Here is a 24,600-nt window from a genome sequence, read left to right as displayed (position 1 = left end):
AAGACGAACAAAAGACGAACAAAGAACGAACAAAAAGCGGAGAAAAAGTGAAGGTAAGTTAAAACTAAGATATAAATAAGAAGAATGTTATTAGTAGATTTCAACTTTGCCAAAGTTTCAAACTTTGGCAAAGTTTGTATATGTAAATGAACAAAAGACGGTGTGAGTCGCACGGGCAGATAAAGAAAAGACGAACAGTGGTTAAAGGAATAGCGAAGGTAAGGTGGGTAGATTAGGGTAGAAAAAAGCCCGTAATACGCAGTATTACGGGCTTTTTTAATTTAATTATGAACACAAATTTTATTCCTGAGTATTTAAAGGTTCATTATCATTAGTAGGAGCTTCTTCAGTGCTCTCATCGTCATCTTCTTTCATTACCTTAGTAACGGCGGCAATAGAGTCTTTACCTTTGATATTGATGAGTTTTACGCCTTGAGTAGCACGTCCTAAAATACGAAGGGTATCGATTGATAGACGAATAGCAATACCTGATTTATTGATAATCATCAAATCTTCACCTTCTAATACGCTTTTAATGGCTACTAACTGACCTGTTTTCTCGGTAATAGAAATGGTTTTTACCCCTTTACCACCACGGTTAGTAATACGATATACGGCTTCGTGTGTTTCGGGGTCATCAATATAGGAACGTTTACCATAGCCGTTTTCTGATACTACCAATACAGTCTCTTCGCGTGGGTTTTCAATAGCAATCATACCTACTACCTCATCGTTTTCAGTATCTAAGTCGATACCACGAACCCCTTGCGAATTACGCCCTACGGCACGCACTTTCTCTTCGGCAAAACGAATCGCACGACCTGATTTGACGGCTAACATCAACTGGCTACTGCCTGAGGTAAGTTTTGCTTCGATAAGTTCGTCACCTTCTTTAATAGTGATGGCATTGATACCATTCTGGCGTGGACGAGAGTATTCTTTGAGAAGCGTTTTCTTAACAATACCCTTTTTAGTAGCCATAATGAGGTAATTGTTGCTGATGTAGTCTTCATCTTTGAGGTTTTGTACACTCACGAACGCCTTAATCTTATCATCGGATTCGATATTGATAAGGTTTTGTATAGCACGACCTTTGGCAGTTTTGCTACCTTCTGGTATTTCGTATACACGCATCCAGAAACACTTACCTTTTTGAGTAAAGAATAATAAATATTGGTGATTAGAACTTACAAAGAGGTGTTCTAAGAAATCTTGGTCGCGTGTGGTAGAGGCTTTTTGTCCTACACCGCCACGGCTTTGGGTCTTATATTCACTAAGCTGAGTGCGTTTGATATAGCCTGCGTGTGAAATGGTAATTACCATTTTATCATCAGGAATCATATCTTCTACACTGAATTCGCCCCCTGCGTATTCAATGGTAGAACGACGCTCATCGCCATACTTCTCTTTTATTTCGAGTAGTTCTTCCTTAATAATTTCGGTACGACGTTCTTTGCGAGCTAAGATATCTTCTAAATCGCGTATTTCAGCCAGCTTTTCTTCGTATTCTTCTTTTGTTTGTTGGATAAGAACCTTATTGATACGACGTAGTGCTAACGCTAAGATAGCTTCGGCTTGTACATCGGTAAGGTCGAATTCGGCAATTAAATCTTCTTTAGGTTTATCGTGGAAACGGATAATCTCAATAGCTTTACCCATAGTGTCCTCGGTTGCCATCACCTTCATATACCCTTCTAAAATATGAATACGCTCTTTGGCTTTGCGAAGTTCATAGTCGGTACGTCTATACACTACGTCATAACGGTGTTCTACGAAGTGAAAGATAAGGTCTTTAAGGTTTAACAACTGAGGGCGCCCTTTTACTAAGGCGATGTTATTAACACTAAATGAGGTTTGTAGCTCGGTATGCTTAAAGAGATTGTTGAGCACTACATTAGGCACTGCATCGCGTTTGAGAATATAGACGATACGTATTTTACCACGAGCTGATTCATCGCGTACATCGGTGATACCCTCTAACCTACCTTCTTTTACGAGGTCAGATGTTTTTTTCAAAAGCACAGATGTATCGACTTGATAAGGGACTTCGGTTACTACAATACAATCTTTACCTTTTATTTCTTGAAACTCAGCTTTGGCACGAATGATTACTCGTCCGCGTCCTGTTTTGAAGGCTTCTTTTACGCCTTCATAGCCATAGATAATACCTCCCGTAGGAAAATCAGGAGCTTTGATGTATTTAATGAGTTCATCGATTTCAATATCGTTATTGTCGATATAAGCAATAGTGCCATCGATAACTTCATTAAGGTTATGAGGAGCCATATTAGTAGCCATACCTACTGCGATACCTGCTGAACCGTTCACCAGTAGGTTAGGGATGCGTGTAGGGAGTACGATAGGCTCTTCACGAGAGTCGTCATAAGTAAGTTGGTGGTCAACTGTCTCCTTGTCGATATCTGAGAGCATTTCTTCGGAGAATTTACGCATACGGGCTTCGGTATAACGCATTGCGGCAGGGGGATCACCACCCATTGAACCGAAGTTACCTTGTCCGTCTACAAGCATATAGCGTAAACTCCAATATTGTGCCATACGCACCATAGTATCGTAAACAGCTGTATCGCCGTGAGGGTGGTATTTACCGAGAACCTCACCCACAATAGCAGCCGACTTTTTATAAGGGCGATTGCTGAGCACTCCCATATCGTACATACCGTAAAGTACACGGCGGTGTACAGGTTTTAAACCATCACGAACATCGGGCAATGCACGTGAAACGATTACCGACATCGAATAATCGATATAGGCAGATTTCATTTCATCGCTGATGTCTACAGGAATCAGTTTTTCTCCTTCTGTCATAATATATTAATAGGTATCTGTTATATAAATTAGCGTGCTAAGATACAACCTTTTTTTATATTGACAATAAAAAAATGTTTGTTTTTTCATCATTAAACTGTAAGTGTTTGATAGTAAGTGTAAAAATAACTTATAAAAAATTAATAGAAAAGAAGAAAAATAGTGCTATAGATTAAATAAAAAAGCCTTTAGTAGGTAAAAATGCAGTGTTATTATCTATGAAATCGTATTTTAAAGTGATTAACCTTATATCATTCATATAAACAAGTTATATGGTGATAAAAATGAATTTATTTGCTACATTTATTGGTATTCATTATTAATTTATTACTTTTGCACTTCAAATTGTTATAAGATGCAAATATCAATCGTCATACCGCTTCTCAACGAACAAGAATCGCTACCTGAACTTTATCAGTGGCTACACAAAGTACTCACTGAACACCGTTATTCTTATGAAATTATCTTTGTAGACGATGGTAGTACTGATAATTCTTGGCAGGTAATCAAAGAGTTATCGGGTAAAGATACTAATGTACAGGGTATTCGTTTTTTGCGCAATTACGGCAAATCACAAGCACTGCACGCAGGATTCAAACAAGCACAAGGTGAAGTGGTGATTACTATGGACGCCGACCTGCAAGACAGTCCAGATGAGATTCCTGCTCTTTATAATATGATTACCCAAGAGGGTTATGACCTTGTATCGGGTTGGAAGAAAAAACGTTATGATTCGGTATTGGCAAAAAATCTGCCTTCTAAACTCTTCAACTGGGCAGCGCGCAAAACCTCAGGTCTCACCCTTCACGATTTCAACTGCGGACTCAAAGCCTACAAACAAGAGGTTGTAAAGAATGTTGAAGTATCAGGTGAGATGCATCGCTATATTCCTGTATTGGCAAAGAACGCTGGTTTCAACCGCATTACCGAGAAAGTTGTACAACACCAAGCCCGTAAATACGGTGTGACCAAATTCGGTATGAATAGGTTTATCAATGGTTTTTTAGACCTTATCACCATTAGTTTTCTATCCCATTTCGGTAAACGCCCGATGCACTTCTTTGGAGCATTGGGAGTACTGATGTTCTTTATAGGTTTTTTGTTTTCGGCTTACCTTGGTATTGATAAATTATTTATCAATCCACACGGTCGTCTTATTGCTGATAGACCTCAGTTTTACCTTGCGCTTACCACTATGATCATTGGTACACAACTATTTATTGCAGGCTTTCTGGGAGAAATTATTTTAAAGACTAAAAGTAACGAAGAGAGATATAAAATTAAGGAATTAACAAATTAGTAAATTAGCAAATTAGTAGATAATATAACAGTAATGGAACATCAATTAAAAATATTTAATTCCTTAACAGGAGAAAAAGAAGTGTTTGTACCCTTACACGAAAACAATGTAGGAATGTACGTATGTGGGCCTACTGTATACAGCAATGTGCATTTAGGCAATGTGCGCACCTTTATGTCGTTTGATTTTGTGTATCGTGCGCTTAAATTCTTAGGTTACAAAGTGCGCTATGTACGCAATATTACCGATGCAGGTCACCTTACCGATGATGGTGATGTGAACAACGACCGCTTTGTAAAACAATCACGTCTCGAAAAACTCGAACCTATGGAAATTGTACAGAAATACACTGTAGATTTCCACAAAGTATTAGAGATATTTAATTTACTGCCTCCTACTATTGAGCCTACCGCTACAGGGCATATATTGGAGCAAATACAGCTTACCGAAAAACTCTTAAAAGACGGATTCGCTTACGAAAGCAATGGTTCTGTATACTTCGATGTACTTGAATACAACAAACGCGGACTCAATTATGGGGAGCTCTCTCGACGCAATATAGAAGAGCTCTTTGCCAATACTCGTGATTTAGATGGGCAAGGCGAAAAACGCAATCCTCAGGACTTTGCGCTCTGGAAGAAAGCTTCTCCTGCCCACATTATGCGTTGGGCATCACCTTGGGGCGACGGCTTTCCAGGTTGGCACTTAGAATGTACGGTGATGAGTACCAAATATCTCGGTAACCAATTTGACATTCACGGAGGCGGTATGGACTTAAAGTTCCCACACCACGAATGCGAAATTGCACAAGGTAAAGCAGGTCACGGAGAAAGTCCCGTACGATACTGGATGCACGCCAATATGCTCACAATGAATGGGCAACGTATGAGTAAATCTACTGGTAACTATATATTGCCTATGGAACTCATCAACGGAGAGAATACTTTTTTTGAGAAACCTTTTGCTCCTGCTGTTATTCGCTTTTGCTTTATGCAAGCACACTACCGTAGTGTACTTGACATTTCTAATGAAGCTATGCTCGCTGCCGAAAAAGGCTTTAACAGACTTATGGAAGCGATGAAGATATTAAATGAACTTACTACTGATACAGAGCTCCCAACTTCGCTCCCTATAGCCGAATGGAAACAAAAATGCTACGATGCACTATTAGACGATTTCAATTCACCTATACTCATAGCCCATCTCTTTGAAGCTGTAAAGTGGATATTCCAAGTAAAAAATGATGAAGAGAGAATTTCGGTAACAGAGCTCAAGGAGTTGAAAGAACTGATGAATGCTTTTGTTTTTGATGTATTGGGGTTACAAAGTGAGCAACAAACGGCTAATAACAACGACAAGCTCGACGGCGTGCTCCAGTTGCTTATTAATATGCGAATGGAAGCTCGTGCCAATAAAGATTGGGTGCTTTCCGACAAGATTAGAGATGAACTCCTTGCATTGGGTATTCAGCTCAAAGACGGTAAGGAGGGAACGAGTTATAGTGTAAATTAAAACAACTGTTGCGGTTGAAACAAAGAGCTTAGTAGTACTTAATTCAGAGAATGTAGAGATTTGTCTTTATGATGATTATTAGGTGTTTAATAATTTGATTTATGAACCAAATTATCTATGCTTTAAGTTCTTAGAATGCTCTATAAAAAGATACTATAAAGAAATGTTAAATTTATTTGTGTAATTTGTAAAAAAGAAATACTTTTGCAGGGTCAAAACTGAAATTATAATAATTATTCATTAACAAAAATGAGAACACATATCAGAAAAGAAGTTTCATCAATTGCTCATCAGCCTGCTGGCTCCGTTGAGGAAACTCGTTTCGAGAAAATCTATAACGTTGTTTTCTCGAACTCAGTAACCGCTTCAATTAGTGTCGCACACGAAATCGCCGACCTTATCAAAAAGAAACAAGCCGAAGGCAAAAAATGCATATTAGGCTTAGCCACTGGCTCCTCTCCAGTGAAAGTTTACGACGAACTCGTGCGTATGCACAAAGAAGAAGGTCTTAGCTTCAAAAACGTAATTACCTTTAACTTAGACGAGTATTATCCAATGGAAAAAGAGGATATACAAAGTTATTGGTACTTTATGCACGAGCACCTCTTCAACCATATTGATATTCCTAAGGAAAATATCAATATTCCCGACGGAACTGTACCTCACGACCAATTAGAAGCTTATTGTGCTAATTACGACAAAAAAATCGAAGAATGTGGCGGACTCGATTTTCAACTCCTCGGTATCGGTCGTACCGGTCACATCGGCTTCAACGAACCTGGTTCTAACCGCAATTCTGGTACCCGCATCATCACTCTCGACCACATCACCCGTTCCGATGCTGCTGAAACCTTCCACGGTATCGACAATGTGCCTCGTCAAGCCATTACAATGGGTATCCGCACCGTGTTAAAAGCTCACCGCATCGTATTGCTCGCTTGGGGTAGCAGTAAAGCCTCTATCGTAGCTAAAGCTGTAGAAGGCGATATCACTGCCGAAGTACCTTCAAGCTACCTCCAACTTCACGAAAACACTACTTTTGTATTAGACGAAGAGGCTTCTGCCGATCTTACTCGTATTAAAACCCCTTGGCTCGTTACCGATGTACAATGGGACGAAGACCTCAAAGCTAAAGCTATTGTTTGGCTTTGCGAACACTTGGGTAAAACAATCCTCAAACTTACAGATTCTGATTACAACGAGTACGGTATGTCAAAACTCTTGGCAGAATCAGGTCCTGCTTACGATTTGAACATTGCTATGTTCAACCGCTTGCAACACACCATTACTGGATGGCCAGGAGGAAAACCTAATGCCGATGATACAAACCGCCCCGAACGTGAACATCCTCATAAAAAACGCGTGATCATCTTCAGTCCTCACCCCGATGACGACGTGATTTCTATGGGAGGTACTTTCGACCGCTTAGTTTCTCAAGGTCACGAAGTACACGTAGCTTACCAAACTTCCGGTAACTTTGCCGTATCTGACCACGAAGCACTTAAATTCGCCGAAGTATTCAAAGATATAGCCAAAGAAAACAAAACTGAAGTAGCTGTAATCAACGAGATTATTAGCAACATCACCAACAAAAAATCTAACGAAATTGATAGTCTTCTCGTACGCCAACTCAAAGGTAACATCCGTCGCCACGAATCATTGGCAGCTACACGCTATGAAGGTGTGCCTGATAAACACGTACACTTCCTCAACTTGCCTTTCTACGAAACAGGTGGTGTGAAAAAGAACCCTATAGGCGAAGCCGATATCAAAATCATTATGGATTTGATTGAAGAAGTAAAACCTCACCAAATCTATGCTGCTGGTGACCTCGCCGACCCTCACGGTACTCACAAAGTATGTCTTGATGCTATCTTTGCTGCTTTGAAGAATTTGAAACACAAAGATTATATGAAAGACTGCTGGGTATGGTTGTACCGCGGTGCTTGGCACGAATGGGACATCCACGAAATCGAAATGGCTGTACCTATGAGCCCTGCACAAGTACTCAAAAAACGTCAAGCTATCTTCTTCCACCAATCTCAAAAAGATGGTGCTATGTTCCAAGGAGACGACTTGCGTGAGTTCTGGCAACGCGCCGAAGCTCGTAACAGCGAAACCGCTCGTCGTTATCGTAATTTAGGCTTCGCTGACTATGCCGCTATCGAGGCTTTCAAACGTTACTTCTTCTAAGAATTTGATAGGTTTTTATTATAGAAGTAACTTTTCTATAAGGTTTTAAAAGATTGTTTATCAATCTAAAAAAATAATGAGGTTATCTATTATTAGATAGCCTCATTTTATTTAGTGTTTTACCACGAATATTGTCCATTATGTTTTGATAGAATAAACCTTTTGGTTTTTCAGAATCTAATACTTTTTTTGTCTTTGTTCTTTGTTAGTTTATCCTATAAACTTTGTATAATCTAACCCTAATTTCACCATAACCATCGGCTATTATCATTGCAACAAACTAATAAAGGTAGTTAAAATAAAAGCATTGATGAAGTCGATAAAGAAAGCCCCTACCATTGGCACTATCAAGAAGGCTTTGTGTGAAGGTCCAAAACGCTCGGTTACCGACTGCATATTGGCGACTGCCGTAGGGGTAGCACCCATACCAAAACCGCAGTGTCCTGCTGAGAGTACAGCAGCATCGTAGTTGCTACCCATCAGGCGGAAGGTAACAAAATAGGCATAAGAGCACATCACAAAGGTTTGCACTGCCAAAATAATGAGCATCGGGAGGGCTAAATCAAGCAATTGCCACAGTTTGAGGTTTAAGAGGGCGATGCCTAAAAACAAACTCAGAGAAGCGTTGCCAAACACATCGATAGCGCGGTCGAACATATTTACACTAAAGCCTCTGGTGAGCACATTGCGCAAGAGTACCCCAAAGAATAATGCCCATACAAACTGAGGAATAGTGAATCTCTCTGGGAAGAAGGCAGTTACTGTGGGTGATACCATTATAGCTGAAAACGATAGGCAAGCGGCAAATAGTGCCATAGTTTCTATCGCTGATTTAGAAGTGATGAGGCGTTGTTTAATTGCATTTTCAAAAACTTCTACTACGTTATCGGCTACGGTGTCAGTACTTTGTTCTTCAGTAATAGGCTTTTTTCCTATATTGTTCACTAACTTGCGTGCTATGGGACCACCAATAAGTCCGCCGAGTACCAATCCGAAGGTAGCCGAAGCCATTCCCAGGTCAGTAGCTCCCTTTATACCGTAGTCGGTTTCTAATATTTTACCCCAAGCACCTGCCGTTCCGTGTCCGCCAGTAAGTGTTATAGAGCCCGTGATGAGTCCCATAACAGGGTTTTGCCCCAAAGCACTTGCTAAACCCACCCCCACAGAGTTCTGTACTACAATAAAGAGGGCGACCACCCCCAGGAAAATAATTAGCCCTCTACCACCAGCTTTTAGTCGAGAGAAATCGGCACTCAAACCTATGGACGAAAAGAAAAATAGCATAAAAGCATCTTGCAAGCTGGTATTGAACTCTAAGGAAATGCCTGTGGCAGTATACAACAGATAGATAAATACTGCTGCTAACAATCCGCCTGCTACAGGTTCAGGTATATTGAAGTTTCTTAAAAATTTAATTTTATGCACTAATAGTCGCCCTACGAGTAACACTATTGTAGCGACAATCAGGGTGTAATAAGGGTCGATGATAATGGTTTTCATATCCATAATAAGCGAGATATAGATTTAATGAGGGGCTAAAAGTACAAAAGATTATTTTACTGAAGAAATAAATAAACAAAAAAAACTGTAAGTGATGAATGTTTACTATCTTTACTCTTAATTTAAAACGATAGCTTGTGATAGAACTAATTAGTTTTCTTCTTATGCTTATAGAGGCGTTTCAGCTTTTCATTTATTTTGTTTATGCAGAAATAGAAAGTTTTGTTAGGAAAAAAAGATAAAAAGTATTACTTTTGTCGCTCAAAAAGAATAACACTCATTTACCGATGAAAAAATATATTGATACAGGAAAAAAAGACACCCGAAGTGGTTTCGGGGCAGGACTTACTGAGTTAGGACGTAAGAACCCTAATGTAGTTGCTCTTTGTGCCGATTTGATTGGCTCATTGAAGATGGAAAAATTTATCGAGGAGAACCCTACGCGCTTCTTTCAAATAGGTATTGCTGAGGCAAATATGATGGGTATTGCTGCTGGTCTTGCTATTGGAGGTAAAATACCTTTTACAGGCACCTTTGCAGCTTTCTCTACAGGGCGTGTGTATGACCAAATACGCCAATCGATAGCTTATTCAAATAAAAACGTAAAAATTTGTGCCTCTCACGCTGGGCTTACTCTCGGAGAAGATGGAGCTACCCATCAAATATTAGAAGATATTGGTTTGATGAAAATGCTTCCTAATATGGTAGTTATCAATCCTTGTGATTACAATCAAACGAAAGCTGCTACTATTGCCATTGCTGATTATGTAGGTCCTGTTTACCTACGTTTCGGTCGTCCTACGGTAGCAAATTTTACTCCTGAAGACCAAACCTTTGAAATAGGAAAAGGTATTTTGTTAAACGAAGGGAAGGACGTTACTATTATCGCTACAGGGCATTTGGTATGGGAAGCTCTTTTGGCTTGTGAGGAATTGGAGCAAAAAGGTATTTCAGCAGAAGTTATCGATATCCACACTATTAAACCGTTAGACGAAGAGCTTATTCTTACTTCAGTAAAGAAGACTAAAGCAGTAGTAACTTGTGAAGAGCATAATTACTATGGTGGATTAGGTGAGAGCATAGCTCGTGTGCTTACACAGCGTTATCCTGTTCCACAGGAATTTGTGGCTGTAAACGACACCTTTGGTGAAAGTGGAACTCCCGCTCAGCTAATGCAAAAGTACGGTTTAGACAAAGAAGGTATTTTGAAAGCTGTTGAGAAAGTACTCAAAAGAAAAACTACCCATTAAGGAAAGATTGAATACTCCTACTTTATTTGTAAAACAGATAAAAAGCAAATTGTTTATGATAGATTATTTACAAACCAAGAACCCTTATTTTAATGCCTCTGGACTTACTTCATCAGAGGCTAACTATGTATGTGAGCGTATCAAAGAACGGCTCAAACCCATTCAAGACCTTGTTAATACTATTGAAACTCATACTTCCAGTATTGAAGGGGAACCTTTGGATAACTTTGAGAAGGTAGATGATATCGGAGGTAAGCTCACTGAAATAGGGTCTCTATATGCAATCTCAGCTTATTTACGTACGGCAATTAAGGAAAAGGAAGCTCGATTAGATGTGCTAACAAAAAAGCTAACCAATATACAACTTGAAGCAGAAGCTGAAGTAAAACCAATTGACTATGAACAGCTCAATCGTCTTAGAGAGGTTACCATAGAAGATTACCTCAAAACTTTATCACTTGAAGAGGTAGTACGATATAAGGAAGCTGAAGCTAAAGCAGCTCACATCGGGAAGTATATTCATAATTTTGATGAGGTGCGCACAAATCTCACTAAGAAAGAACTTATTACCCTAAAGCAAGTAGGTGAGCAGGTATTTAAAATAAAGAATGTACCTCTGTACGACCTTGCTGAGCTACAAGAACTGCAAGAACAGCTATTAGCTCAGCATCGTGAGGTTGAAAGTGAAGTAAACTTTTATAAGGCTCAGTTCCGTACGTTCCAGAATAACGCTCAATTGCAATATGAACAAGAACTTCAAAGGTTGCAACAAGAACGTCAGAAAAAGGTAACTGCTCTAGTAGTAGAAAGAACAGCCGAATTGATGAAAATAAAGGAAACGGTTGCAGGTTTTAGAATCGTAGTGCCTAACAGTTATAAAAGTACTATTGAACACCTTTTAAAGAAATAGGGTTTGGTGCGGTGTAAAATAGTTGACCTATAACAGATTTACATCATACCAATTTAGAAAGCTACAAAACGGATTTTTCATAAGATAGCAAACACACTCATTGATATTTCGCTCTATACCCAAACAGTTTTTAATAAGGGGAATGTGTGTTACCCCCGCTGATGTTTATCACATCATAATTAAAACTTTGCTATAGTCTTTGCCTTTGTGGGTATAGAGGTCTTGAACTTAAACATTGCCATCGACTGCGTTCCGTTTTGTAGCTTTCACTTTTATAAAAGGATAATAAGTAGCTTATGTTCCTATAAAACCATATAATTCACAATACAATATGATAGAAGTAACACAACAAAAGATTGAAGAACTCGCTCCTAATGCCGAAGCAGCTAAAAAAGGGCGAGATTTACAAAAGAAGGGAAAATTTACTAATCTAAAAATCAATGCTGAAAAGAACCTTATATGGGGTGAATGTGCAGGAAGTGGTAAAAATCCTTATTATTGCTCAGCTGACTATATAGATAGCCATAACCCAGTGTTTCGTTGCAATTGCCCTAGCCGTCAGTTTCCTTGCAAACACGCTATTGGTTTATTGTATTGCTTTGAGGCAGATAAGAGTCAATTTAGTGAAGGTGAGGTGCCAGAAGATATTACTACTAAGCGTGAAAAGATAGAGAAAAGACAGGAAAAGAAAACTCAAGAAAAAGAGTCTATCAAAGAGAAAGCTGAGAAACCTAAGAAGTTAAATAGAGTGGCTTTTGTTAAGAAAGTAGACACTCAGCTTATAGGTATTGATACAGCTCAGAAACTTTTGCGCGATATAGTCAGTACAGGACTTTCTTCAATAGATGCTAAATTACGCGCCACCCTTAGAACTCAAATAAAAGAATTGGGCAACTACTATATAGGCGGTATACAAACAGCTTTCAATAATCTACTTTTGTCACTTGAAGAAGTAGAAGAGGAAGAATATACAGAGGTAGTAAATAACTTAAATTATCTTTCAGCTTTACTGAAAAAAGCCTCTGAATATCTAAAAGCCCGCAAAGAAGATCCAGAAGGATTGCCTGAACTATCTTCAGCTATTGAAGAGCAAATAGGCTATGTATGGAAGTTAGTAGAGCTAATGCAATATGGACTTTATGAGGAAAATGCAAGCCTTGTACAGCTTTCGTTTAATAGTTATGACAATGAAGCGCGCAAAGAATATGTAGACGAAGGATTATGGCTTAACCTAACTACAGGCAAGATATTCAATACGATGAATTATCGTCCTTATAAGGCAGCAAAGTACATCAAGGAAGAGAACACTATGTTTGGTGTTTTACAACTGAAAGACCTATATATTTACCCTGGCGATACAAACCCTCGTATTCGTTGGGAAGCTGACAGTATAACAGAACGCCCTCTACAAAAAACAGACCTTACTACCATTAAGCAATGGGCATCGACTCAGTTTGCTGATACTATCAAGAGAGTAAAGAACACTATAAAAAATCCACTGATGGACAAGCATCCAGTAGTACTTTTGGCACTGCATAAAGCTTATAGAGTAGGGGAGGATTTGGTTGTAGAAGATGCCAATGGTTTTGCTATCACCTTGAAAGATATAGGAGAAGGGGCTGTATCGCCAACGGGCAATCTGAAAGCTTTTTTGCCCTCCAACGCCGAAGGTCTCACCCTCACAGCAATGATGCATAATGATGTAGCCAGTGGACTTTTGTCTGCTCAGCCAATGTCGCTTATTACCCCTGATAAAATTATCCGTTTATTATATTAGCATATTAGAAATGAAACCTTTATACGATTTACAACAAGAACTTAACCGCCTGTTTATAGCAGGAAGTAAGTTTGCTAAAAATGACCCTCGCTTGCAGAAGTACATTCCTATACTGAAAAAATTGGGAGAAAAGGCTCCGGTATTTAATAAATTAGCCCAAGAAGTAGAAGCATTGCTACAAGTTGAAAGCCAGCAATCTGCCGAAAAGCTATTAAATGTTTCCACTTTGCTCTATTCGGTGCTCTATACACAAGGCGTTACTATACAAGCAGAAGCTACCAAAGCCCTACAAGAACCCAATGTATCTATAGCCGATGTGAATACAACCTATTCGTATTTACAACTGAAACCTGTATTGCAAGCTCTTACCCAAAGTAACTCAGGACGTTTAGAAGTACTTAAAGACGCTTTTGAACGTGGTATATTTAAAGATTCTCGTACCTTTGGTTATTTGAGCTATGCCTTGGCTGATAAGTATACTGAACTCGCCGATTATGTACTCCAAACTATTATTCCCACTTGTGGTCAAGCAATGCTCCCTTTCCTGCTATCGGATTTTCGTTTAGAGGATAGGACTGAAAACGTACGCCGTTTGCGATTATTGTACCAGTTAAAGTATGCCGAGATGGATAGCCTAACGGATAAGATATTCGGTGAGAGTTTACCTAATCTACAAGCTGAAGCCATTAGCATAATAGCTGAGAGGAAAGATAAGCAAACAGAAGACTTTATTATGAGTCTTACAAGTGACAAGAATAAGTTGGTACGGGAGGCTTCCTATAAGGCATTAGCAATATTGGGCACACAACGTAGCATCGATAAGTTACTTGCACTTTATGAAACTAATAAAGCAAAAGGAAATGCAAAAGCTTTGGCTGAAGCTATTTCTTTATTAGCAATACCTTCACATTATCAACCTTTTCTTAAAAAGGTATACGAGCAATTTAACATACTACTTTCAATAGAAAAAACAGATAACAATGTAGCAGTAACTAATGCTTTTGAACGTTTTGCTATTGATTTGGATATTTTGGAGAATAAGGATTGTAATGAAGTATATGAGTTTTTATCTGAATTACTACAATCTCAGAAATTCAATACTCTTCGGAGGAATCTATTTAAGAATACTTATGACCCCATACCTATGAAAATAGTGGGTATTCTCAATAGCTTTGAAGCTGATAAGGTAGTGGCATTCTATGATAAGCATAAGCAATATCTCACTTTTAACAGTGGTTATAATGATTTGTGGATAAACTTTTTTTGGAGAGCTTTTAATAATGAAAATTTTAGTAAGGAACAACTATTTGAAACATTTAGCACTACACTTGGAAAATCACTTGCAACAGGAAGTATGTTAGAAACATTTAGTGGAACTAATGGTTATTATACTTATACAGTTCGTAAATGTTCAGAGGTGAGAGTAGATAGAATAGACCCTCGTTGGATACCTGTGTTTTATTCATTCCTCCGTAGTCTTAAAAAGCTCCATAACAATTATGCATTAAATACTTTTATTATACTTGATGCCTTAGAAAAAGATGGAAAATCATTAGATGAATGGCTTTTGAAAGCGCTCTCAGAAACTTTTTCAGAAGACACTATATGGTTGTACCGCCTTATTTTAAAACGAAACTTACCCAATAAGTATGAGCTTGTTTATCACTCATTAGAAAAAATGAAGGCTGGAAATGCTTATTATTTTCTGTATAACCTTTCTGACACAGATTTTTGGAAGCAGTTTCCTAAGGAATACGCACAGAAGTTCAGAATTTTGGCTGAGAAGAATAAGTTAAAGATATTCAAAGAAATAGCAGAAGAGATAGAAAGAGGATAACAAAAAGGGTGTGATATGAAAGCACAATTGAATGGTTAATGATTAATGGTTAGTGATTAGTAGTGAATTAGAAAGATTTTTATGCAAAGCTTATAGGATAGACGGTGCGAGTTACACGGTCAGTCGTAGCACGACAGGCAGATAAAGAAAAGACGAACAAAAGACGAACAAAAGACGAACAAAAGACGAACAAAAGACGAACAAAAGACGAACAAAATACGAACAAAAGACGAACAAAAGACGAACAAAAGCCGAACAAAAGACGAACAAAAGACGAACAAAAGCCGAACAAATGACGAACAAAAGACGGTGCGAGCCGCACGGGCAGATAAACAAATGACGAAGGAAAGACAAACAAATGACGGTGCGAGCCGCACGGGCAAACGAACATATGATGAACAATAAATATATCTAAGATCAACTTAGACTCTATCTAAGATGAAATTTAGTTATTATTTTAGTTATATATAATTTTCTTTAATTGAAAAGTTGTATCTTTGCTAAAACTTTAAATGAAATGAGAACACTCTTTTTACTTGCTTCAACACTCCTTTTTCTCACAGTTGAAGCACAACGCCCTAATATAGTAGTTTTTATAGTAGACGATATGGGATGGGAAGACACTTCTTTGCCTTTTTGGAGTGAACGTGTTCCTAATAACGATATTTATCACACGCCTAATATGGAGCGATTGGCTTCGCGAGGGGTGCAGCTTACGCAAGGTTATGCGGCGTCAATTTGTTCGCCCAGCAGAGTGAGTTTGCTTACCGGTAGCAATGCGGCGCGTCACCGTGTTACTAACTGGACGTTGCACTACAATACCCCTACCGATGTGGAAGATGCCGTACTCACACCACCCGATTGGAATGTGAATGGTATTTCACCCATACCTAATGTACCTCACACTTATTATGCTAAAACGCTTCCTCAGTTATTAAAAGAAGCTGGCTATTACACTATTTGCATAGGAAAAGCACACTTTGGGGCAACTCAAACCTTAGGGGCTAATCCGTTGAATTTAGGATTTGAGAAGAATATTGCAGGGCACGCGGGAGGAGGACCTGCAAGCTATTCAGGGCTTACTAATTTTGGCAATCGTACCGATGGACAACCTTCGTCAGCTTTTGCGATTCCTGACCTCGAAAAATATTGGAGTAAAGATATTTCTGTAACTGAAGCACTTACGTTAGAAGCACTTGAAACATTAGATAACCGACCTAAAGACCGTCCGTTTTTTCTCTACCTCTCACATTACGCAGTGCATATTCCTATTGAGGAAGATAAGCGTTTCAGTGCTAAATATCAGCATTTAAATTCTATTGAAACACGTTATGCCTCGATGATAGAAGCTATGGACAAGAGTTTGGGCGATGTGTTGGATTACCTCAAAGCACATCAGTTAGAAAATGATACTTTTATTTTGTTTCTATCGGACAACGGAGGGCTGAGTGCTGTAGGTCGTGGTGGAAAGCCTAATACACATAATTATCCGCTACAAGCAGGTAAAGGCTCGGCTTATGAAGGAGGTGTGCGTATTCCTATGATAGCCTCTTGGCAAGGGCAACTACCCACAAATAAGCGCACGGAGCAACCTGTAATTATAGAAGATGTATTTCCGACACTTTTGGAAGTGGCGAAGATAAGAGACTATAAAGTACCTCAAAAGGTAGATGGAAAAAGTTTTTTGGCGACCTTAAAAGGTAAAAGAGTAGGAGAGGAGCACCGTTACTTTTATTGGCATTGTCCTAACAATTGGTATACAGTAGAAGGCTATGGTTATGGAGCTTCGAGTGCTATAAGGCAAGGCGATTGGAAATTAGTATATATGCACAAAACAGGTGAAAAACAGTTGTTCAATATTAAAGAAGATATAAGCGAAGCTCATAACTTAATTAAGCAGTACCCTCGTAAGACAAAGCAACTCACAAAAAAATTGCGCCATTACCTCAAAGAAGTAAAGGCGCAGATGCCTATGAATAAAGAGACAGGGAAAATAGTTCCCTTACCTTAATCTTCGTCCTCTAACCCGAGTTCTCTTGCTGATATTTCACGCATTTCTACCTTGCGTATTTTACCCGAGATAGTCATCGGGAACTCTTCTACAAATTTCCAATAACGAGGCACTTTGTAATGAGCAATACGCCCTTTGCAGAAGTCGTGGAGTTCTTCTTCAGTGAGGGTAACCCCTTCTTTAGGTTTAATCCAAGCCATAACTTCTTCACCGTATTTTTTGCTAGGGACACCAATTACTTGCGCGTCCATTACTCCTTTATAAGTATAGAGGAAGTCTTCTATTTCTTTAGGAGAGATATTTTCCCCTCCGCGAATAATCAAATCTTTAATGCGACCTGAGATATGAATATAGCCATCCTCGTCCATCATAGCCAAATCGCCAGAGTGCATCCAGCGTTGTTCGTCTATCACCTGCTGTGTAGCTTGCGGACTGTTCCAATATTTCAACATTACTGAATAGCCACGGGTACATAGCTCACCGTTCTCACCTCGTTTGACGATAGCTTTGGTCTCAGGATTGATAATCTTAATCTCTAAGTGGTCGTGAATAGTTCCTACCGAGTAAATTTGTTTCTCGAAAGGTGCTCCTATTTTAGTTTGTGTAGAGACAGGTGAAGTTTCTGTCATACCGTAACAAATAGTTATTTCGTGCATATTCATTTGCTCTTTCACGCGTTTCATAATTTCAGGAGGACACAAAGCTCCTGCCATTACCCCTGTACGCAGACTTGATAAATCATAAGGTTGTTTGTCTAATACATACAGTTCTGAGATGAACATCGTAGGCACACCATAAAGCGAAGTACATTTTTCTTTCTCTACAGCTTCGAGTGTTTTAGTAGCGTCGAAACTATCGTTGGGGATTACCATTGTAGCCCCGTGAACTGTACAAGCGAGATTTCCAATAACCATTCCGAAACAATGGTAAAAAGGTACAGGAATACACACTCTGTCTTTTTCGGTATAATTCATTCGGATACCGATAAAATAACCGTTATTGAGGATATTGTGGTGAGAAAGTGTAACACCTTTGGGGTTGCCCGTAGTTCCTGAAGTATATTGTATATTTACGGGGTCATCAAACTGCACTTTCTCTTCAAAAGAAAGTAGTTTCTCGTCGGTAACTTTTTCACCGTGTGCTAAGAAATGTTGCCAGCTCTCTCCCCAATACACTTCTTTACGCAAAGTTTCAGTAAACTCACGCGCATCGTCTATCATTTTTTTATAATTACTACTTTTAAACTGAGGGGCAGCGAAGATATATGATATCCCTGATTGATTGATTACATAAATCAGTTCGCTGGTACGATAAGCAGGATTGATATTCACCATTATCGCTCCTATTTTGGCTGTGGCATACTGCAAGAGCGTCCACTCATAGCAATTAGGCGACCAAATACCTACCCTATCGCCTTGTTTAACACCTAAGGCGATAAGCCCTTTGGCTACAGCCGTTACTTGTGCATAAAACTCGGCGTAAGTAACTCGATAGTCCTGGTGTACGGATATAAGCGCTTCCTTATTAGGGTATTTTTCCACTGTTTTACGAAGGTTCTGGTCGATAGTTTCCCCTATAAGAGAGATATCGGAAGCTCCGTAAGTGTAAGCTAAGTTTTTATTCATAAGGATTATTTTAAGTTATTCTTTTGTTATTTCAGTAAGTCAGGTCGTTTGGCTTTGGTATGTTCATAAGCCATATTTTCCCGCCATTGTTCTATTTTAGGGGTATTGCCACTGGTAAGAATTTCGGGTACTTCCCAACCTTTGTAGTTAGCAGGACGTGTATAGACTGGTGGAGCCAACAAATTGTCTTGAAACGAATCGGTAAGGGCTGAGGTTTCATCGGAGAGGACACCAGGGATGAGGCGAATAATTGCATCACAAAGCACCGCTGCACCTAATTCTCCACCTGAAAGCACATAGTCACCTATGGATATTTCTTTGGTGATAAAGTGGTCGCGTACGCGCTGGTCTACCCCTTTGAAGTGCCCACACAAGATGATAATATTTTTAGCCAACGACAGTTGGTTAGCCATCTTTTGTTGCAGTGTATCGCCATCAGGGGTGAGGAATATCACCTCGTCATAATCTCTTTCAGCTCTGAGAGCTGAAATACACTTATCGATAGGCTCTATCATCAGCACCATACCTGCCCCCCCCCCAAACTGATAGTCATCTACTTGGCGGTAGGCATTATTGGCATAGTCGTGCAGGTTGTGGAAATGTACTTCTACTAATTGTTTATCAATTGCACGGTTTATAATAGAGTAGCCAAAAGGACTCTCCATTAGTTCAGGAACAACCGATATAATATCAATACGCATCAGTCTAACGATGTTTGTTTATTTCGTCTTGCAACTGGCGACGCACTTTCTGTTCGCGTTCAATAGCTGCTTTGCGATAGCTCTCGTATTCCTCTTGTAATTCTGATAATTGATGAAGAGATTTTCTTGTAACGATATTTCCGTTAGAGTATTTGTAAATATATAGCACTAATAGAACTCCTAAAGCAATAATAATCCCCCACATAATGGTATTGTATAAGCCTTTGGATAACAAAGCTCCAAAGAGATTCATACTATCTTTCTCATTGCGGGTCTGGTCTAAGGTAGTTTGTAAAGAGGCTATATTATCATTTAGTGTCTTAATAGTTTCTTCGTGAGTTTTTACTGTTTCCTTTTCAGCCGCGAGGCGTGATTTTATATTATTCACACTGTCTGCCATACTGCGTTGAAAGCTGGCAAGCTTAACTTTGTCAAACATTTTGTAGTTTTGCCAAGACCCTGCTCTGTCTATCATACGTTGGAACTGTTCAGGTAGGCTGGTAGGCTTTGGTTCTTCAGGTTGTACTTCTACAGTAGTTGAAGCAGTTTTCTGTGAACTAAATGAAGTTGTTGTCGCATCTTGTGCTTTAATTGATACACCAGAAAAGGCACTAAGTGCCATCATTATTATTATTAGTTTTTTCATATAACTTATATTTTAAATTAATAATTGAGGTTACAATGTTTTCATTATCTTCATAAAATCGTCTACAATGGTGGCTCCTTTGTCCTGGTTGTACCATTTTTGTAGTTCTTCTTTGAATTCAGGGGTGAGTTTACCATTCTTAGCCTTCTCTTCTTCTACCATTTTAGTAGCTACTGACGGACGAGAGCCCCAATGTGCTAACACCTTATCTTCTAAGTCTAAAAACACTACTACAGGAATGGCTTTACCTCCATTGGTAAGAAAAAGATTCATCAGCTCTTCATTCTCATCTCTAAAAACAAGTTTCATAGTGATTTTAGGGTTGAGGGTCGCTATTTTATGTACTACGGGTACAATTTGAGCCGCATCAGCACACCAACTTTCGGTAATCACTAATAAACAAACACTCTTAGGGTAGTTTGCAAAGAATTGAGCCTTATCTTCAGGTATTTCTATGGTCTTATCTAAGCGTTTGTAGCGTTTTTGGTTTAAAGCAGTGTAATATATGCGTTCTTCAGTTTGTTCTTCTCCGCTCGATTTCCCTTCTGTTGCATACTTGTCTATCAGGTTGCGATAGGTCTCGTAAGAAACAGCTTTTAGGAGGCTATTGCGAATGATTTGTGTTGTATCCATATTCAATTAATTAACAATTAAAAGGTAAGGCACGAGCTACAAGCTCGCACCTGCTTTTATAATTTAAGAAGCTATTTGCAAAGCTGATTTGTTCAGTTTTTCCTCAGCGTATTCTTTGGTTATTGTCAGTTCTTTTACGCCTGAATTAGGAAGCTCAAACATCGCATCAGTGAGTATATTCTCGCATAGCGAACGCAAACCACGTGCGCCGAGTTTATACTCTAAGGCTTTCTCAACGATAAAGTCGAGTGCTTCTTCTGTTATATCAAATTTAATGCCATCCATCTCAAAGAGTTTTTTATACTGTTTGATGATAGCGTTCTTAGGTTCGGTAAGAATCATACGCAAAGTGTGTTTATCTAATGGATTCATATAGGTAAGCACCGGCAAACGACCTATAATCTCGGGTATCAAACCGAAGTCTTTTAGGTCTTTGGGTATGATGTATTGCACCAAGTTTTTCCTATCTACTTGTGTATTTTTAGACGAGTTGTAACCCACCGCTTGCATATTCAGGCGTTTAGAAATAACACGCTCAATGCCGTCGAAAGCTCCTCCGGCAATAAACAAGATGTGTTCGGTGTTTACTTCTATATACTTCTGATCGGGGTGCTTGCGTCCGCCCTTGGGAGGTACGTTCACCACAGAGCCTTCGAGGAGTTTTAGCAGTGCTTGTTGTACCCCTTCGCCCGATACGTCACGAGTGATAGAGGGATTGTCGCTCTTGCGAGCAATCTTGTCGATTTCGTCTATGAACACGATACCTCTTTCAGCTTTTTCCACATCGTAGTCAGCAGCTTGTAACAGGCGTGAGAGAATACTCTCTACATCTTCACCTACATAGCCTGCTTCAGTGAGTACTGTAGCGTCTACAATGGCAATAGGCACGTTTAGCATCTTAGCAATGGTGCGTGCTACTAAGGTTTTACCTGTACCCGTTTCGCCTACCATTATCACGTTACTCTTTTGTATTTCCACTTCATCGTCAGCATCAGGTTGTTGCAAACGCTTGTAGTGATTGTATACTGCCACCGAGAGTATTTTTTTAGTAAAGTCCTGACCTATTACATACTGGTCGAGGAATTTTTTAATCTCTTGTGGGGTTTTCAGGGTCATATCACCCGATACTACAGGCTTCCCTTTTTGAGCTTTAGTGCCGAATGCCTCTTCTATAATGATATTAGCTTGTTCAACGCAATAGTTGCATATATTACCAGCCATACCGCGAATTAGCATCTCGGTTTCGGGTTCTGCACGACCGCAGAATGAACAATATTCTACTTCTTTTTTAGCCATTATTTCCTTTCTAACACTTCGTCTATCATACCATACTCTTTAGCTTCGCGTGCTATCATCCAGTAGTCGCGTTCTGAGTCTTTATACACTTTAGCAAAAGGTTGCTTAGAGTGCTTGGCAATGATTTCGTAGAGTTCGTTTTTGAGTTTCAACATTTCTTTTAAATTTATTTCCATATCGCTGGCTACCCCTTGTGCACCTCCCGAAGGTTGGTGAATCATTACACGAGAGTGTGGCAATGCCGAGCGTTTGCCCTCAGTCCCAGCACATAGCAATACGGCAGCCATCGAAGCAGCAATACCGGTGCAGATAGTAGCCACATCAGGTTTTATAAACTGCATCGTATCGTAAATGCCTAAGCCGGCATACACGCTACCCCCTGGCGAATTGATATAGATTTGAATATCTTTAGCGCTATCCACACTTTCCAAGAAAAGCAATTGCGCAGTAACAATATTCGCTACTTGGTCGTTTACATCGGTGCCCAAGAAGATGATTCTATCCATCATCAAGCGCGAAAACACGTCCATTTGGGCTACATTCAGCTGGCGTTCTTCCATAATGTAAGGAGTCATACTGCCGATAATCTTATCGTAGTAAAGACTATTTACACCGTGCTGTTTAGTAGCATATTTTCTAAATTCGTCTGATAAATTCACTTTTTTAATGATTAATTGTTAATAATTAAAGGTTATCTTTTTAGGAAGTATGGTTAGATAATGATTAACAGACTTCTACAAAATATCAAACTTTGTCAAAGTGTAGCTGTTTTTACCTTTTATCACTTACCTTTTTACCTAAAAAGGGTAGTCCAAAATTGCCAAAGTAAGATACAGAAATGGTATTTATCATTAGCAATTTTGGACTGGTTTTTTATGTTTTTTGTGAAGTTCTATTCAGGGAAAGCTAACTTTACAAATTCATCGAAAGTAACTTTCTTTACATCAGTATTTACATTTTCTTTGTAAAACTCAATGAGTTTCTTAAATACCAATTGTTGCTGAATGCGTTGTACTTCTTCGCGGTTTTGTAATACACGGTCTACAATGCCGTCTACATAACTATCGTCATCGGTAGGCATACCGTATTGAGATAACTGAGCTTTGATATAAGTGCGCGCAAAGTCTTTTAACTCTTCAAATTTAGGGTGCAAGTTATTATCTTCCATTACCTTGCCTTCGATAAGCTGATAACGCAATCCTTTTTCTGAATGCTCGTATTCTTTTTCCGCTTCTTGCTCAGTAAGTTCTTTTTCACCAGCGGTGCGCAACCATTTTTTAAGGAAAGCAACAGGGAGGTCAAACTGAGTATTGTCTACCAAATAATCGGTAACGGTGTTTAAAAAATGCTGGTCAGCTTGCTCATTGTATTGTTGTTGAGCACCTTCTCTTATCTTGTTGCGCAATTGCTCTTCGTTGGTAACAGAACCATCAGGGAAGAGCTTATTAAACAATTCTTGGTTTAAAGCAGCTTTTTCGCGTTCATTCACTTCTTCCAGGGTAAAAGTAACTTCTACATCTAAGTGATGAGCTTCGTCGTGCGATACTTTTAGGTAGTGCATTAAGCTGTGTGCATCTTTGAACAATCCTTTGGTTTGCAACTGAAATTGGTCACCTATTTTTTTGCCTACAAACTCTTTGCGAACAGCATTGCTGAGTTCTTCTAAGGTGAAAGTAGCTTGAGAGTCAATACCTTTTTCCTCGTTAAAGAAAGTACCAGTCACTTCAAGACTGTCATCATCTATTACTTCGCCTTTGGCAACGAGTTTACCAAATTGTTTCTGAATGCGTTCTATTTGTTTGTCGATTTGGTCATCAGTAACGGTAATTTCGTAGCGAACGATTCCTTTTTTAGGTTGCAAGTTTACTTCGATAGCAGGAGCCAAGCCTATTTCAAACTCAAAAGTAAAGTCATCAGCATCTAAGTCGATGTCTTTTTTCTCTTTGGGGAGAGGGTTACCTAAAATATTGAGTTTTTCATCGCCTATGTATTTGTACAACGAGTCTTGTAACACTCGGTTTATTTCGTCAAACTTCACAGCTTTGCCATACTGTCTTTTAATCATACCAGCAGGTACGTGACCCTTTCTAAATCCAGGAATAGAAGCAGTTTTTCTGTAATCGTTTAGTACTTTCTCTACTTTATCGGCGTAGTCGTTTTTTTCAATAGCTATCTTAATGACAGCATTCAAAGCATCTACTTGCTCTCTGTTTATATTCATTTTTTAAAAAATATTAATCCAAATTTTTCAGTTTGCAAAAGTAGTACATTTTTTTTATATAGCAAAACTTTATGCTAATTCTTATATTTTAAAAGCATCAATTTTACTTTTTCTTCACCCTAAATTTTTAATCATTTTCATCTCACAATGTTTTTTGCGTCGCTACATTCCTCAAAGAGGAAGTTTGCAACAGCTCAGTATGTGAATAGGGAGAGGTTTCTTTCACCTTATCTTCATTCATTGTTCGTTATTTGTTCATCTGCCCTTGCGACTCGCACCTTCTTTTCTTCGTCTTTTCTTTATCTGCCCGTGCGACTCGCACCGTCATTTGTTCGTCTTTTGTTCGTTCTTTCTTCGTCTTT

Annotated in this window: 17 protein-coding genes; 8 read left to right on the top strand and 9 right to left on the bottom strand. The window is 39.0% G+C overall.

Going from position 1 to position 24,600, the window contains the following annotated elements; genetic code table 11:
• Positions 1-300: 300 nt before the first annotated feature.
• A complete protein-coding gene (gyrA, locus tag HMPREF9078_RS06715) occupies positions 301-2,826 on the bottom strand; it encodes a DNA gyrase subunit A (protein WP_009419938.1) in 2,526 nt (841 codons plus the stop codon).
• Positions 2,827-3,181: 355 nt separating this feature from the next.
• Here gyrA and HMPREF9078_RS06710 point away from each other — a divergent pair, with 355 nt between their 5' ends.
• The 3 genes from HMPREF9078_RS06710 to nagB all read left to right on the top strand — a co-directional run bounded on the left by HMPREF9078_RS06710 (position 3,182) and on the right by nagB (position 7,831).
• The gene (locus HMPREF9078_RS06710) at positions 3,182-4,126 is read left to right on the top strand and encodes a glycosyltransferase family 2 protein (protein ID WP_009419937.1); all 945 of its coding nucleotides are present in this window, start codon (positions 3,182-3,184) and stop codon (positions 4,124-4,126) included.
• 33 nt (positions 4,127-4,159) lie between these two features.
• Entirely contained in the window at positions 4,160-5,638 is a 1,479-nt protein-coding gene (gene cysS / locus HMPREF9078_RS06705) for a cysteine--tRNA ligase (RefSeq protein ID WP_009419936.1), read from the top strand.
• A 249-nt stretch (positions 5,639-5,887) separates the two neighbouring features.
• The gene (gene nagB / locus HMPREF9078_RS06700; RefSeq protein ID WP_009419935.1) at positions 5,888-7,831 is read left to right on the top strand and encodes a glucosamine-6-phosphate deaminase; all 1,944 of its coding nucleotides are present in this window, start codon (positions 5,888-5,890) and stop codon (positions 7,829-7,831) included.
• 267 nt (positions 7,832-8,098) lie between these two features.
• Here the strand turns inward: nagB and gltS are convergent, their stop codons facing one another.
• Positions 8,099-9,337: a sodium/glutamate symporter gene (gene gltS, locus HMPREF9078_RS06695; protein WP_009419934.1), complete on the bottom strand. Its 1,239-nt coding sequence runs from the start codon at positions 9,335-9,337 to the stop codon at positions 8,099-8,101.
• A gap of 281 nt (positions 9,338-9,618) precedes the next feature.
• Here gltS and HMPREF9078_RS06690 point away from each other — a divergent pair, with 281 nt between their 5' ends.
• The 5 genes from HMPREF9078_RS06690 (at position 9,619) to HMPREF9078_RS06665 (ending at position 17,116) form a co-directional block, all read left to right on the top strand.
• Positions 9,619-10,581 carry a transketolase family protein gene (locus HMPREF9078_RS06690; protein WP_009419933.1) on the top strand — a complete coding sequence of 321 codons (963 nt, stop codon included), beginning with the start codon at positions 9,619-9,621 and terminating at the stop codon, positions 10,579-10,581.
• Positions 10,582-10,636: 55 nt separating this feature from the next.
• Positions 10,637-11,491 (top strand): hypothetical protein, encoded by an 855-nt coding sequence (locus HMPREF9078_RS06685; RefSeq protein WP_034543142.1) that lies wholly within the window; start codon positions 10,637-10,639, stop codon positions 11,489-11,491.
• A gap of 331 nt (positions 11,492-11,822) precedes the next feature.
• Positions 11,823-13,268, top strand: coding sequence for an SWIM zinc finger family protein (locus HMPREF9078_RS06680; RefSeq protein WP_009419931.1), 1,446 nt, complete (start codon positions 11,823-11,825; stop codon positions 13,266-13,268).
• Between the two features lie 10 nt (positions 13,269-13,278).
• Positions 13,279-15,105 carry a HEAT repeat domain-containing protein gene (locus tag HMPREF9078_RS06675; protein ID WP_009419930.1) on the top strand — a complete coding sequence of 609 codons (1,827 nt, stop codon included), beginning with the start codon at positions 13,279-13,281 and terminating at the stop codon, positions 15,103-15,105.
• Between the two features lie 517 nt (positions 15,106-15,622).
• On the top strand, positions 15,623-17,116 hold the full coding sequence (locus tag HMPREF9078_RS06665) for a sulfatase (RefSeq protein ID WP_009419928.1): 1,494 nt from the start codon (positions 15,623-15,625) through the stop codon (positions 17,114-17,116).
• On the opposite strand, the gene HMPREF9078_RS06660 is transcribed toward HMPREF9078_RS06665, so the two are convergent.
• From HMPREF9078_RS06660 to tig, 7 genes are all read right to left on the bottom strand, one after another.
• Positions 17,113-18,741: an AMP-binding protein gene (locus tag HMPREF9078_RS06660; protein ID WP_009419927.1), complete on the bottom strand. Its 1,629-nt coding sequence runs from the start codon at positions 18,739-18,741 to the stop codon at positions 17,113-17,115. The two genes, HMPREF9078_RS06665 and HMPREF9078_RS06660, sit on opposite strands and share 4 nt — an antisense overlap.
• Positions 18,742-18,767: 26 nt before the next feature.
• Positions 18,768-19,442: a tRNA (guanosine(37)-N1)-methyltransferase TrmD gene (gene trmD / locus HMPREF9078_RS06655; protein ID WP_009419926.1), complete on the bottom strand. Its 675-nt coding sequence runs from the start codon at positions 19,440-19,442 to the stop codon at positions 18,768-18,770.
• A gap of 4 nt (positions 19,443-19,446) precedes the next feature.
• The gene (locus HMPREF9078_RS06650) at positions 19,447-20,088 is read right to left on the bottom strand and encodes a hypothetical protein (RefSeq protein WP_009419925.1); all 642 of its coding nucleotides are present in this window, start codon (positions 20,086-20,088) and stop codon (positions 19,447-19,449) included.
• Positions 20,089-20,118: 30 nt separating this feature from the next.
• Positions 20,119-20,721, bottom strand: a complete 603-nt coding sequence (locus HMPREF9078_RS06645; protein WP_009419924.1) for a thioredoxin family protein — start codon at positions 20,719-20,721, stop codon at positions 20,119-20,121.
• Between the two features lie 63 nt (positions 20,722-20,784).
• Positions 20,785-22,017, bottom strand: a complete 1,233-nt coding sequence (clpX, locus tag HMPREF9078_RS06640) for an ATP-dependent Clp protease ATP-binding subunit ClpX (RefSeq protein ID WP_002672217.1) — start codon at positions 22,015-22,017, stop codon at positions 20,785-20,787.
• Complete coding sequence (gene clpP / locus HMPREF9078_RS06635) at positions 22,017-22,676, bottom strand: ATP-dependent Clp endopeptidase proteolytic subunit ClpP (RefSeq protein WP_009419923.1); 660 nt, start codon at positions 22,674-22,676, stop codon at positions 22,017-22,019. The genes clpX and clpP overlap by 1 nt, the downstream gene beginning before the upstream one ends.
• A gap of 233 nt (positions 22,677-22,909) precedes the next feature.
• Entirely contained in the window at positions 22,910-24,238 is a 1,329-nt protein-coding gene (gene tig, locus HMPREF9078_RS06630; protein ID WP_009419922.1) for a trigger factor, read from the bottom strand.
• Between the last annotated feature and the right edge of the window lie 362 nt (positions 24,239-24,600).

The organism is Capnocytophaga sp. oral taxon 380 str. F0488, from assembly GCF_000318255.2.
Taxonomy (GTDB): Bacteria; Bacteroidota; Bacteroidia; order Flavobacteriales; family Flavobacteriaceae; genus Capnocytophaga; species Capnocytophaga ochracea.
The sequence above is the reverse complement of the archived record's forward strand: the minus strand, read 5'-3'. Positions and strand labels throughout refer to the sequence as shown.